Origin of the sequence: Halorhodospira sp. 9628, assembly GCF_022228075.1 — a bacterium.
In the GTDB taxonomy this organism is placed as follows: Bacteria; Pseudomonadota; Gammaproteobacteria; order Nitrococcales; family Halorhodospiraceae; genus Halorhodospira; species Halorhodospira halophila_A.
This window is the reverse complement of record NZ_JAJNRF010000001.1, coordinates 533,386-545,134: the sequence shown is the minus strand read 5'-3', so window position 1 is coordinate 545,134 and position 11,749 is coordinate 533,386. Positions and strand designations below refer to the sequence as shown.

11 protein-coding genes are annotated in these 11,749 nt (G+C 69.2%); 5 read left to right on the top strand and 6 right to left on the bottom strand.

Annotation, left to right across the window (positions count from 1 at the left end; all coding sequences use genetic code 11):
• Window positions 1-85 precede the first annotated feature (85 nt).
• Complete coding sequence (locus tag LRG10_RS02475; RefSeq protein ID WP_238634648.1) at window positions 86-538, bottom strand: hypothetical protein; 453 nt, start codon at window positions 536-538, stop codon at window positions 86-88.
• 155 nt (window positions 539-693) lie between these two features.
• On the opposite strand from LRG10_RS02475, the gene LRG10_RS02470 reads away from it, so the two are divergent.
• Window positions 694-2,295, top strand: coding sequence for an ammonia-forming cytochrome c nitrite reductase subunit c552 (locus LRG10_RS02470; RefSeq protein WP_238634647.1), 1,602 nt, complete (start codon window positions 694-696; stop codon window positions 2,293-2,295).
• 20 nt (window positions 2,296-2,315) lie between these two features.
• Complete coding sequence (locus LRG10_RS02465; protein ID WP_238634646.1) at window positions 2,316-2,771, top strand: NapC/NirT family cytochrome c; 456 nt, start codon at window positions 2,316-2,318, stop codon at window positions 2,769-2,771.
• 52 nt (window positions 2,772-2,823) lie between these two features.
• Here LRG10_RS02465 and LRG10_RS02460 read toward each other — a convergent pair whose 3' ends face one another.
• From LRG10_RS02460 to LRG10_RS02450, 3 genes are read right to left on the bottom strand one after another with little or no spacing between them, the layout of a single operon-like run.
• A complete protein-coding gene (locus tag LRG10_RS02460; RefSeq protein WP_238634645.1) occupies window positions 2,824-4,914 on the bottom strand; it encodes a S9 family peptidase in 2,091 nt (696 codons plus the stop codon).
• Entirely contained in the window at window positions 4,911-5,375 is a 465-nt protein-coding gene (locus LRG10_RS02455) for a PaaI family thioesterase (protein WP_238634644.1), read from the bottom strand. The genes LRG10_RS02460 and LRG10_RS02455 overlap by 4 nt, the downstream gene beginning before the upstream one ends.
• Window positions 5,368-5,826 carry a PaaI family thioesterase gene (locus LRG10_RS02450; protein WP_201241945.1) on the bottom strand — a complete coding sequence of 153 codons (459 nt, stop codon included), beginning with the start codon at window positions 5,824-5,826 and terminating at the stop codon, window positions 5,368-5,370. Before LRG10_RS02450 ends, LRG10_RS02455 begins: the two co-directional genes overlap by 8 nt.
• Window positions 5,827-6,116: 290 nt before the next feature.
• Between LRG10_RS02450 and LRG10_RS02445 the strand changes: the two genes are divergently transcribed.
• The 3 genes from LRG10_RS02445 to LRG10_RS02435 all read left to right on the top strand — a co-directional run bounded on the left by LRG10_RS02445 (window position 6,117) and on the right by LRG10_RS02435 (window position 8,927).
• Entirely contained in the window at window positions 6,117-7,454 is a 1,338-nt protein-coding gene (locus LRG10_RS02445; RefSeq protein ID WP_238634643.1) for an OmpP1/FadL family transporter, read from the top strand.
• 72 nt (window positions 7,455-7,526) lie between these two features.
• Window positions 7,527-8,069, top strand: a complete 543-nt coding sequence (msrA, locus tag LRG10_RS02440; protein ID WP_238634642.1) for a peptide-methionine (S)-S-oxide reductase MsrA — start codon at window positions 7,527-7,529, stop codon at window positions 8,067-8,069.
• 60 nt (window positions 8,070-8,129) lie between these two features.
• On the top strand, window positions 8,130-8,927 hold the full coding sequence (locus LRG10_RS02435; protein WP_201170447.1) for a response regulator: 798 nt from the start codon (window positions 8,130-8,132) through the stop codon (window positions 8,925-8,927).
• A gap of 67 nt (window positions 8,928-8,994) precedes the next feature.
• Here the strand turns inward: LRG10_RS02435 and LRG10_RS02430 are convergent, their stop codons facing one another.
• Both LRG10_RS02430 and LRG10_RS02425 read right to left on the bottom strand, forming a co-directional pair.
• A complete protein-coding gene (locus tag LRG10_RS02430) occupies window positions 8,995-10,077 on the bottom strand; it encodes an SO_0444 family Cu/Zn efflux transporter (RefSeq protein ID WP_201241947.1) in 1,083 nt (360 codons plus the stop codon).
• Window positions 10,078-10,159: 82 nt separating this feature from the next.
• Window positions 10,160-11,734, bottom strand: a complete 1,575-nt coding sequence (locus LRG10_RS02425) for a BCCT family transporter (RefSeq protein ID WP_201170451.1) — start codon at window positions 11,732-11,734, stop codon at window positions 10,160-10,162.
• Between the last annotated feature and the right edge of the window lie 15 nt (window positions 11,735-11,749).

Here is an 11,749-nt window from a genome sequence, read left to right as displayed (position 1 = left end):
GGGGCCGGGGGGGGGGGGGGGGGGGGGGGGGGGGGGGGGGGGGGGGCGGGGCCCCCCCCCCCCCCCCCCCCGACGCGGGAATGAATCAGTTGTCCGCCACCTCCTGAGCCATATCGCGGATCTCCGACGCATCCCGCGGCGGAGCCAGGGCATCCTGGAATGCGCCCTCGCCGTCGAAGAACATCAACACCCCGGCGGTGCTTACCCCGTACTGCTCGGCGAACGCCTGCCCCTCAGGGGTCCCCAGGTCGGCCACGATGAACGACACGCCGGCCCGCTCCTCTTCGCTGAGCCCATCGAGCTGATCCATGATCCCCATGCTGGTCGGGTTGGCGGTCTCGTGCGTGAGCACGCCGATCGGCTCCCCCTGCCCGATCCGGGTCAGGTCGGTGCTGAAACCGCCCCCCGGCAAGTTCTGCCAGATCAGGCCCGCGGCACCGAAGATGATCCCCAGCGCCAGCAGCCAGCTGGCCCAGCGCGGCAGATTCCTCGGCCGCTGCTTCTTCCCGCCCGGCGGCCCCTGCCTGGTCTCGGCCATGTTGCTCCTCCCCTGCTCTGCAATGGATGGTCGGACTGAACCAGCATCCAAGGCTGCCGCCGGGCGAAGGAACATGCAAGGTTCTGTATTGGACGGCTCCGCTCATCGAGCACTACGATGATCGTGATCAATCCGATCTACCACGGAGTGGGACGATGGGCGAGCGGGCAACTCGGTTCACGACAGTGATACTCGGTCTCATCCTGATCGGCGGTATCGTCGGCCTGACCCTGGCCGTTGCCGGCAACGGCGATGGGAGCGCCCCCACCGGGGCCGCAGCGGCGCATCAGGACGGCGACGCCGACACCTCCGCCGAGGAGATCGACGCGTGGGATCTGGGCATCGGCAACAGCGCCTTCCGGCACCTGCCGCAGTATCGCTCGTACCAGAAGAACTGGGACGACACAGTGATGACCGAGTACGGCGGCTCGGTCCCCCACCACAAGCACGACGGCGAGAGCCCGCTGCCCGAGGGCTACCGGCACGCCCAGCCGTACCTGAAGAACCTGTGGCTCGGCTACCCCTTCTCGTGGCACTACGAGCGCGCCCGCGGCCACACCTATGCGGTCATCGACGTGACCACCACCGACCGGATCAACCGCTACAGCGAACAGGCGGACCTGCCGGCCACCTGCTGGAACTGCAAGGGCAACACCATGCCGCAGCTGCTCGAGGCCAAGGGCGACGACTTCTGGTCCTCGAACTTCCACGACTACCGCAAGATCCACGATCCGGCGGATCACGCCATTGGCTGCACCAATTGCCACGACCCGAACGAGGACATGCGGCTACGGATCACCAGCGTCCCGCTAAAGGCGTACCTGGAGCGCCAGGGTAAGGACTGGCGCAACAAGTCCACTCAGCAGATGCGCTCGCTGGTCTGTGCCCAATGCCACGTGGAGTACTACTTCGAGGACGGCGATCACGGCGTGGCCGCCAAGCCGCACCTGCCCTGGGACGAGGGCCTCGACCCGGGGGACATGTTCGAGTTCAAGGAGGACGGTGACCCGGAGCGCGACGGGTTCAAGGGGCAGTTCGTCGACTGGGTGCACCCGGTCTCGGAGACACCGATGATCAAGGTCCAGCACCCGGAGTTCGAGATGTACCAGGGCAGCGTGCACGCCGAGGCGGACGTCGCCTGTGCCGACTGCCACATGCCGCGGGTGAGCAAGGGCCGGGCCGATATCACCTCCCACCACCTGACCTCGCCGCTGAGTAGCGAGGAGATGATCAAGAAATCGTGCCAGGGCTGCCACGAGGACAAGTCGCCGAGTTGGCTGCGCGAGCGCACCGAGTCTCACCAGGAGCGGGTCTGGCGGCAGCTGAACGTCGCCCAGGAGAAGTCGGTGCGCGCCCACGAGGCCGTCCGCCTGGCCCGGGAGCTGGACGAGGAACAGCTCGACGCCGACTTGCTGGATGAGGCCCGGCAGATGATCCGCCGCGGGCAGTGGTACTGGGACTACGTCTCGGCGGAGAACAGCGCCGGCGCCCACAATCCGAGCAAGGCGCTCGATACCCTGGCCTCCTCGCAGCAGTACAGCAACCGCGCCGTGGAGCTGGCCCTGCGCGCCAGCGACTACGCGATCGCCTCGGATCTGTTCGCCGCTCCCATCGAGGAGCTGGTGCCACCGATCATGGAGCACAGCCGGGCGCTGCAGATGGATGAGGAGCACTTGGCCTCCCACCCGTGGCTGGAGTACCTGGACCCGCTGCCGGAGGCTGACAAGGTCTGGGACGGCCAGAAGCGGCTGCGCTGAGCCACGCGGAGGACCCACGGATGAGACGCTTCGGCCCCCTCGGCATCATCGCGCTGCTGATCGTGCTGCTCTCGCTCCTGCTCGGCGGCGGCTACGGCGCCCATCAGCTGACCATCAACAACCACTTCTGCGCGGCCTGCCACGCCTACGAGAAGACTTCCTGGGATCAGAGCGAGCACCGGCAGGTGGACTGCATTGCCTGCCACACCAAGGGCTTCGCCTACGACAAGATCCAGGGCACACGCAAGGTCTGGCTGACCGTCACTGGGCAGGTGAATCCCCACAACGACCCCCTGCCCCGCTACCCCGAGGAGACCAGCGAGAACTGTGTGGACTGCCACATCACCGACGCCATCGCCGAGGAACAGCCCTTTTTCATCGCCCGGCACAACCGCTACATGGAGCATGCCCCCACGTGCATGGCCTGCCACGATTCCGGCCACGACCGGCAGCTGCAGCGGATGAAGCGCCCCTAGGCGGCTCTGCGGCCGACCCAGCCGCAGAGCCGCCGCCCTCCGGGGCCGGCGCTCAGCCGTCGGGGCGACCGAAGACCCAGAGCACGAAGGCGTAGCGCAACGCCACCTCGCGCAGGTAGTCGAAGCGTCCGCCCGGGCCGGCGTGGCCGGCGCTCATGTTGGTGTAGAGCAGCAACGGATTGTCGTCGGTCTTCAGCGCGCGCAGCCGGGCCACCCACTTGGCCGGCTCCCAGTAGGTCACGCGCGGGTCCGAGACCCCGGCGGTGGCGAGGATCGGTGGATAGGCGCGGGCCTGGACGTTCTCGTAGGGCGAGTAGCCGAGGATCGTACGGAAGGCCTGCTCGTCTTCCAGCGGATTGCCCCACTCCGGCCACTCCGGCGGGGTCAGCGGCAGGCTCGGATCGCTCATGGTGTTGAGCACGTCGACGAAGGGGACATCGGCCACGGCCGCCCCGAAGAGCTCCGGGCGCTGATTGAGCACGGCGCCGACGAGCATGCCGCCGGCCGACCCACCGTGGACGACCACCCGCCCGGCGCCGGTGTAACCGGCCTCGATCAGGTGCTCGGCACAGGCGACGTAGTCGCTGAAGGTGTTCGGCTTGTGCTCGAGCTTGCCCGCCTCGTACCAGCGATAGCCACGCTCCTTGCCACCGCGGACGTGGGCGATGGCGTAGACGAAGCCGCGATCGACCAGCGAGAGACGGTGCGGCGAGAAGGCGGCCGGCTGGCTGATGCCGTAGGCGCCGTAGCCGTTGAGCCACAGCGGCGTCTCCGCCCCCGGCTGCACGTCCGCCCGGTGGAGCAGCGAGATCGGCACCCGCTCCCCATCGGCGGCCGTGGCGTAGAGCCGCCGCGCCACGTAAGCCGCCGGGTCGTGCCCGCTGGGGATCTCCTGCTCCTTGCGCAGGCTCCGCACCCGGGTCTCCATGTCGTAGTCGTAGACCCGTCCCGGCGTGGTCAGCGAGGAGTAGCTAAAGCGCAGCCGGGTGGTCTCGTATTCGAGCCCGCCGGCGAGGCCCAGCGCGTACGCCGCCTCCTCGAAGGCGACGCTGTGCTCGGCGCCATCGGCCAGACGCCGGACGACGATCCGCGGCAGCGCATCCTCGCTCTCCAGGCGCACCAGGTGATCGCGGAAGAGCAGCATGTCGTGGATCAGCACACCGGGGCGATGCGGGACCAGCTCCTCGAAACGCCCCGGCTCCGGGGCCTCGAGCGGCACGCGGACGATGCGAAAGTCCTGCGCCGCCCGGTTGGTCAGGATCAGCCAGTGCTCGCCGCTGTCACTGACCGTGTACTCCACGCCGCGCTCGCGGGGCATCAGGCAGCGGAACCCGGCCTCCGGATCGTCGGCGGGCGCGGCGTGGACCTCCGAGGTGGTGTGATCGTGGGTCTCGATGAGCAAAAACCGCCGGCTCTCGGTGCGCTCCAGGCCGATAAAGAAGCCGGGATCGGTCTCCTCGTAGACCACCTCGTCCGCGCTGGCCGGATCACCCAGCCGATGCCGGTAGACCCAGCGCGGCCGGTGCTCATCGTCCAGGACGGTGTAGAAGAGCGTGCACCCGTCCCCGGCCCAGACAAAGTCGCCGCGGGCCTGCTCCAGGCACTCGGGCAGCTCGACCCCGCGCTCGAGATCGCGGATGCGGATGGTGTACGCCTCGGCACCGCTGGTATCCACGGCGTAGGCCAGGTAGCGGTGATCGTCGCTGTGGGCCCAGTCACCGAGCTGGAAGTAGGCGTGCCCCTCGGCCAGGCGGTCACCGTCGAGCAGGACCTCCTCGGCCCCTCCGCCGCGCGGGCGGCGACACGCCACCGGGTGCTGCCCGTCGGCGCGGTAGCGCACGTAGTACTCGTAAGGACCGTCGGGATCCGGGACCGAGGCGTCCTCCTCCTTGATCCGCCCGCGCAGCTCGGCAAAGAGCCGCTCGCGCAGCGGCGCCACCGGCTCCAGCACTGCCTCGGTGTAGGCGTTCTCTGCCTCCAGGTGGGCGCGGATGGCCGGCTGCAGTTGCCCGGGGTCGAGCATCGCCTCCCGCCAGTTCGGGTCGCGCAGCCAGGCGTAGGGATCGTTCAGTTGCACCCCGAAGCGCTCGATGACCTCGGGGGCCTCGGCGGCCCGCGGCGGCTGCGGCGTCGATGCGCTCATATTCCGTCGCTCCCCTCCGGCGGTGTCAGCAGGAAGTGGCCGCGGGCGGCGGCGATCGGCCGCTGCGGCTCCGACTGCCAGGCGCTGGCGTGCACATTGGCCACACGCCGCCCCTGACGGCGGATCTCCACCGTGGCGTAGGTGGTCTCCTGCGCCCCGCGGCGCAGATAATCCACGTGGAAGTTGATGATCCGAGGCAGGTAGCAGCTCTGCCCCTCCCAGAGGATCTGCATGATCGCCCCGTGCTCGAGGAAGGCGCCGAGCAGCCCGCCGTGTAGCGAGCCGCTGCCGGGCCGGCCGATGAGATCGTCGCGGTACGGCAGGCGGATGCACAGCCCCTCGCCCTCCGGACACGGCTCGAAGCGCATGCCGATCAGCCGGGCGTAGGGGACAAGGTCGGTCAGGCGCTGGCAGTCGCCGGCCGCACGCGCGGAGCGGACCTGTTCCAGGAGTTCAGCCACGGCCCACCCCCTCGCGCAGGCGCATGAAGGCGCTCATGCTGGTGGCGAACGGCTCCGCCGGGTCGTCCTCGTAGGCCACGGCCCGGGCGAAGGCGACTTCACCGGCCAGGCGGTAGCACTCGCAGCGGGCGTAGACGTCCCGCCCGGCGGCCGCCGGGCGCAAGTGATCGACCCGCAGGTCGAGGGTGACGATCCGCTCCGCCGGGCCGGTGGCCATCAGCACCGCCGCCCCGCAGCTCTGGTCGATCAGCGTGGTGATCACGCCGCCGTGGATGTGACCGGTCTCCGGATTGCCGACCAGCTCCGGGCGGTACGGCACCCGGGCGATCAGATGATCGTCCCCGAGCTCCACCAGTTCCAGGCCGATCAGCGCCCCGTGGGGTGAGCCCCGGAAGAGGCGCCGGGCGTGCTCGAGGCCGATCCCGGCACCGTTGTCCGTCTCTGCGGTCATGTTTCGTCCCTGCCCTGCGGCGGCCGTCCGCAACTGAGACCGCCGTCATGTCTGGATGGTGCCGCCCAGTCTACGAGCCCGCCGGCGAAGATCAACCAGCCGCCGCGGCGCCACAACTACCCCCCGCGCCGTCGATGCTGCAGGTGCACACAACGCGCTCGGCCAACCTATTGATCCCGCAGCAAAGACCGGCCTACCGTTGTGCCGTGGCTCGCCACCGAGTGCACCCGCGGTGCCCCGGGGACACCGCTGATAACGACACAACAACACCCAGCGCCAGGAGGAAAACCATGCACCCGACCCGTCGCGCCGTCTACCTCGCGCCCTGCCTGCTCGCCCTCGGCGGGGCCGCCACCAGCGCCCACGGGGCCGCCTTTCAGCTCCAGGAGCAGAGCGCCTCGCTGCTCGGCAGCGCCTTCGCCGGACGCAGCGCGGACGCCCACGACATCAGCCACACCTTCTTCAACCCGGCCACCCTCGGCGTACACGCCGGTCGCGGTGCCGAGGCGGAACTGGTCCTCAGCTACATCGACCCGACCTTCGATTTCGAGGCGGATGGAGAGCCAGCGGACTACCCGGATGTCCCCGGCAGTGACACTGGCCAGCTCAGCGCCAGTGGCGGCGAGAGCGCCCTGGCCCCGGTCTTCTACGCCGGCTTCGACCTGGCCCCGGACCTGCGCGCCGGGCTCGGCATCAACGTCCCCTACGGTCTCGAGACCGACTATCCGGAGGACTGGGTGGGCCGCTACGACGCCGTCAACACCGACCTGGTCACCATCGACATCAACCCCCAGCTCGGCTGGCGGGTGGACGAGCGGCTCTCCGTGGGCTTTGGGGTGTCGGCGCAGTACGCCGATGCGACGCTGTCAACCATGGCGCCGCAGACGGATTTCAGCCCGCCCCTTCCTGACCCAACCCTTACGCCCCAAACCGACGGGAAGCTAACCGTAGAAGGTGACAGTTGGTCGTACGGCTTCAATCTGGGCGCCCACTACGCCGTCAGCGAAGCCACCCAAGTCGGCATCGCCTACCGCCACGGGATGGGCCACACCCTCTCCGGCGACGCCGAGTTGGTAGATGACGACGGCAACCGGGTGGACGAGACCGGCGGCGAGGCGGATCTGGACATCCCGGCCAGCCTCAACCTGGGCGTCAGCCACCGACTCGACCGCCAGTGGACCCTGCTCGCCGACGCCACCTGGACCCAGTGGAGTGATTTCGACGAGCTGGCCATCCAATTCGATGAAGCCATCCTCATGGACGCCGCAGGCGATCCAATCCTCGAACAGTCCGATGACTACGACTGGGACGACACCTGGCTGCTCTCCCTGGGCACCCGCTTCGACCTCAACGAGCGCTGGGACCTGCGTGCCGGGGTGGCCTACGACCAGACGCCCACCGGCGACAGCAACCGCACGCCGCGCATCCCCGACGAGGACCGCACCTGGCTGGCGGTGGGCGGCAGCTGGTACCCGGCGGCGGCCGAGCAACTGAGCGTCGACTTCGGCTACACCTACATCTGGCTGGATGACGCTGAGATTGAGGTAGCCGACGATTTCGGCGGCGTCACCGGCGAGTACGAATCCAACGTGCAGATCTTCGCCGCCTCCGCCAACTGGCGCTTCTAGGCGCTGGCTACGCACCCGCTGCCGCGGGATGCCACACTGTCGAATACGACCTTAGAACGGGGGGACAGGACCATGGCAGAGACCCGGGCGGCGACCTTCGGCGGCGGGTGTTTCTGGTGCATCGAGGGGGTCTTCCAGCGCCTGCGCGGGGTCGAGGCGGCCGTCTCCGGCTACGCCGGCGGCGAGACCGAGCACCCGACCTATCGGCAGGTGTGCAGCGGCACCACCGGCCACGCCGAGGTGGTGCAGGTGCGCTTCGACCCCGAGCAGATCGGCTACCGCGAGCTCCTCGAGGTCTTCTTCACCATCCACGACCCCACCCAGCGCAACCGCCAGGGGCCGGATGTCGGCAGCCAATACCGCTCCATCATCCTCTACGCCGACGAAGAGCAGCGGCGCACCGCCGTGGAGCTCATCCGCGAACTGGATGAGTCCGGCGCCCTGACCGGCCCGGTGGTCACCGAGGTCGAGCCACTCTACGCCTTCTACCCCGCCGAGCCGGAGCACCAGCGCTACTACGACGGCGCCCCGCAGGCCCCCTACTGCCGGGCCATGATCGCGCCGAAGATCGCCCGCGCCCGGGAACGCTACCCGGAGCGCTTCGAGCGGGACTAGCCGCAGTCATCGTGCGGGGGCATACTGCCGGCAGCCGGAATCCATGCAAGGAGCCAGGGTATGACCCCGACCATCACCGTCTCCGAACTCGCCGTCCTGCTGGTGGAGCCCTCCGACGTGCAGCGGCGGATCCTCGCCGAAAGCCTGCGCGAGGCCGGCATCCACCACCTGGAGGAGGCCGGCACGCTGGCCGACGCCCGCGAGCGGTTCCGGGCCATGCGGCCCGATCTGGTGGTCAGCGCCATGTACCTGCCCGACGGGACCGCCGAGGACTTCCTGCTCGAACTCCGCGACGAGCCGGCCACCGCCGACCAGCCCTTCATGCTGGTCTCCAGCGTGCGCGACCGCGGGCAGCTGGAGACCCTGCGCCAGTCCGGGGTCATGGCCATCCTGCCCAAGCCGTTCACCGCCGATGATCTGGACCGGGCGGTGCGCGCCAGCGTGGACCTGCTCAGCGAGCAGGAGCTCGAACTCGACCACGTGGACATCACCACCCTGCGCTTTTTGCTGGTGGACGACAGCCGCATGGCGCGCAGCTACCTGCGCCGGGTCTTCGAGACCCTCGGGGCGGAGCACTTCGTCGAGGCCGCCAACGGGCGCGAGGCGGTGGAGGCACTGCACCGCTCGAGCTTCGATCTGATCGTTACCGACTACAACATGCCGGAGATGGACGGCGCCGAGCTGGTCCGCTACGTCCGCGAACAGCCGCAGTTCCTACACCTGCCCATCCTCATGATCAGCTCCCGTCCCGACCACGCCAGCCTGGCCGGGGTGACCCAGGCCGGGGTGGACACCATCTGCGACAAGCCGTTCGAGCCGGAGACGGCGCGCCAGACCCTGCTGCGCCTGTTCAGCTGAGCGCACCCACCCTCCTGGGGGCCGCCCCGCTCCAACGCCCGCCGAGGCCTCCCCAGGGGCGTATCCCTCAGGTCCGGACCCGACGCCCGCCCCGGGCAACCGACCAGGCCCAGTGGCCGGCGCGGCGCACCGCCCGGCGCGCCGGGACAATGATCAACGTCAGCATGACACCGGCGGCGGCACGCTCAACCCACTCCGGCCAGATCTCCCGGGCGGCACCGGCCATGGCCGCCGGCTCGAGCCCGCCCAGGGCCACCACGCCATCGACGACCAGTCCGACCATCAGGGCCGCTACGACGATGCTGCCCAGATAGACCCCTGCGGCCGGGGTGCCCAGCTCCCGGCGCAGGACCAGCAGCGTGGCCAGGCTGGTCACCGGCCCGGCAATCAAAAAGACCAGCACCGCCCCCGGCGACACCCCGGCGATCAGCATCGCCGCGGCCACCGGCGTGGCCGCCGTGGCACAGACGTACAGCGGGATCCCCACCAGGGCCAGCACAACCATGGCCAGCAGCCCGCTGCCCCAGGCCGCCAGAGAACCGGGCGGGACGAAGGTGATCATCAGCCCGGCGAGGATCAGGCCGATGATCAGCCAGGTGCCAATGTCATCGATGAGCCGGAGCATCACCCGGCCCATGTGGCGCACCGGCCCGGGGTCCGGAGCGTACTCGGCATGGTCCGTCGACCCCGTGCACCCCGACGCGCAGCCGGCCTCTCCGACCGTCGCCGGCACGGCCGGCGGCACCCGGCCCACGGCCAGCCCGGTGGCGATGGCCGTGGCCACGGCACCCACCACCCGTGAGACCGCCATGAACGGACCCATCAGCACCCAGGTCAACACCACCGAGTCGATGCCGATCCCCGGCGTGCCCACCAGAAAGGCCGTGGAGGCCCCGCGCGAGGCCCCCCCGCGGTGGAGGGAGAGCGCGGTGGGGATGGCGCCGCAGGAGCACAGCGGCAGCGGCGCTCCGATCACCGCGGCACGGGCCACCGACGCAACCCCCGAACCGCCCAGCCACTGACGGAGCCGGTGGGTCGGGATCAACACCTGGACCACCGCCCCCAACGCCAGGCCGATGAGCAGCCAGGGCGCCACCGTTGCGGTGACGTCGAGGATGTTGGTGCCGGCTTCGATGGCAGTGGCGATCATCGGGCGCTCCGCCGGTTGCTTGCAGGCCGCGGGATGTCCGGAGACGCCCGCCGCATCGCGCGGCGGGCGTCCGGGTCACCCCCTAGAGGTGCGGCGCCGCCGGCGGCCCCTGCCCCGGCTGCCAGGAGAGCTGCATGCGCCGCTTCTCCTCCTGCAGGCCGCGGATCAGGGCGTAGCACATCAGCAGCATCAGCAGCGAGAACGGCAACGCCGAGACGATGGCCGCCGCCTGCAGCGCCGCCAATCCGCCGGCGATTAGCAGGACACCGGCCACACACCCCTCAGCGACACCCCAAAAGGCACGCTGGTACGTCGGCGGCTCGGTATTACCCACGGACAGGAGCATGGTCACCACCAGCGTCGCCGAGTCCGACGAGGTGATGAAGTAGGTGGCGATCAGGACCGTGGCGATCACCGCGAAGAGGGTGGCGATCACCCCGGGGGCGACGGCCTCGATGGTGTAGTAGAGGGCGATGGTCTCGTCCTCCGCCACGGCGTCCACCAGCCCGCCGGCACCGAAGAGCTCCTGATACAGCCCGGTACCGCCGAAGACGGTCAGCCAGGCCAGGGCAAGCAGCGTCGGAACCAGCAGCACACCACCGAGGAACTCCCGGATCGTCCGGCCGCGCGAGATGCGGGCGATGAACATGCCCACGAAGGGCGCCCAGGCAATCCACCAGCCCCAGTAGAAGGCTGTCCAGGACTTCTGCCACCCATCGGCCTCGCGGGCGCCGCTGGCGTCCGTCCAGAAGCTCAGGTAGACCACGTTCTGCAGGTAGTCACCGATACCCTGGACAAAGCTCGAGAGCAGATAGAGCGTCGGCCCCAGGGTCAGGAAGAAGAGCAGGATCACGGCGCTGAGGATCAGATTCAGCTGCGAGAGGACCTTCACCCCTCGCCCGACCCCGGAGACCACCGACCCGACCGCGATGAGCGTCACCACGGCGACAATGAGCAGCTGATTCGTGGTGCTTAGCCCGATCCCGAACAATTCGTCCAGGCCCGTATTGATCTGGATCGCACCGAACCCGAGCGAGGTAGCCACCCCAAAGATGGTGCCGAAGACGGCCAGCACGTCCGCCGCGTGCCCCAGCGGCCCGTAGATGCGGTTGCCGATCAGCGGGTAGAGCGCCGAGCGGATGGCCAGCGGCAGCTTCTTGCGGTAGCAGAAGAAGGCCAGCGACAGCGCCACGATGGCGTAGATCGCCCAGGGATGGAATCCCCAGTGGAAGTAAGTCAGGCGCATGGCCGACTCAGCCGCAGCGGCCGTCTCCCCCTCGTCGATAAAGGGGTTGCCCTGGAAGTGCCAGACCGGCTCGGCGATGCTCCAGAACAGCAGACCGATGCCCATGCCGGCGCCGAAGAGCATGGAGAACCAGGCGAAGTAGCTGAACTCCGGCGGACGGTCGTCGTCGCCGAGCTTGAGATCGCCGAAGCGGCTGAACATCAGGAACAGCGCAAACAGCAGGAAGAAGGCGACAACCCCGATGTAGTACCACTTGAAGGTATCGAGGACCCAACCGCTGACCCCTTCGAAGACTGTCTCTGCGTACTCCGGATCCCAGGCGCCAAAGATCAGGAACCCGATCACGATCAGCGCGGCCGTGCCGGTCAGCGGGACGTTCAACCCTTTCAGCGGGCCTCTCTGTGCACGCACGTCTTGTTCCCCCGG

What these genes read in the sequence shown, in the direction of transcription:
- LRG10_RS02445 (WP_238634643.1), top strand. Translation starts at nt 6,117, where the DNA reads ATGCACCCGACCCGTCGCGCCGTCTACCTCGCGCCCTGCCTGCTCGCC.
- LRG10_RS02465 (WP_238634646.1), top strand. Translation starts at nt 2,316, where the DNA reads ATGAGACGCTTCGGCCCCCTCGGCATCATCGCGCTGCTGATCGTGCTG.
- LRG10_RS02475 (WP_238634648.1), bottom strand. Translation starts at nt 538, where the DNA reads ATGGCCGAGACCAGGCAGGGGCCGCCGGGCGGGAAGAAGCAGCGGCCG.
- LRG10_RS02470 (WP_238634647.1), top strand. Translation starts at nt 694, where the DNA reads ATGGGCGAGCGGGCAACTCGGTTCACGACAGTGATACTCGGTCTCATC.
- LRG10_RS02450 (WP_201241945.1), bottom strand. Translation starts at nt 5,826, where the DNA reads ATGACCGCAGAGACGGACAACGGTGCCGGGATCGGCCTCGAGCACGCC.
- LRG10_RS02460 (WP_238634645.1), bottom strand. Translation starts at nt 4,914, where the DNA reads ATGAGCGCATCGACGCCGCAGCCGCCGCGGGCCGCCGAGGCCCCCGAG.
- LRG10_RS02430 (WP_201241947.1), bottom strand. Translation starts at nt 10,077, where the DNA reads ATGATCGCCACTGCCATCGAAGCCGGCACCAACATCCTCGACGTCACC.
- msrA (WP_238634642.1), top strand. Translation starts at nt 7,527, where the DNA reads ATGGCAGAGACCCGGGCGGCGACCTTCGGCGGCGGGTGTTTCTGGTGC.
- LRG10_RS02435 (WP_201170447.1), top strand. Translation starts at nt 8,130, where the DNA reads ATGACCCCGACCATCACCGTCTCCGAACTCGCCGTCCTGCTGGTGGAG.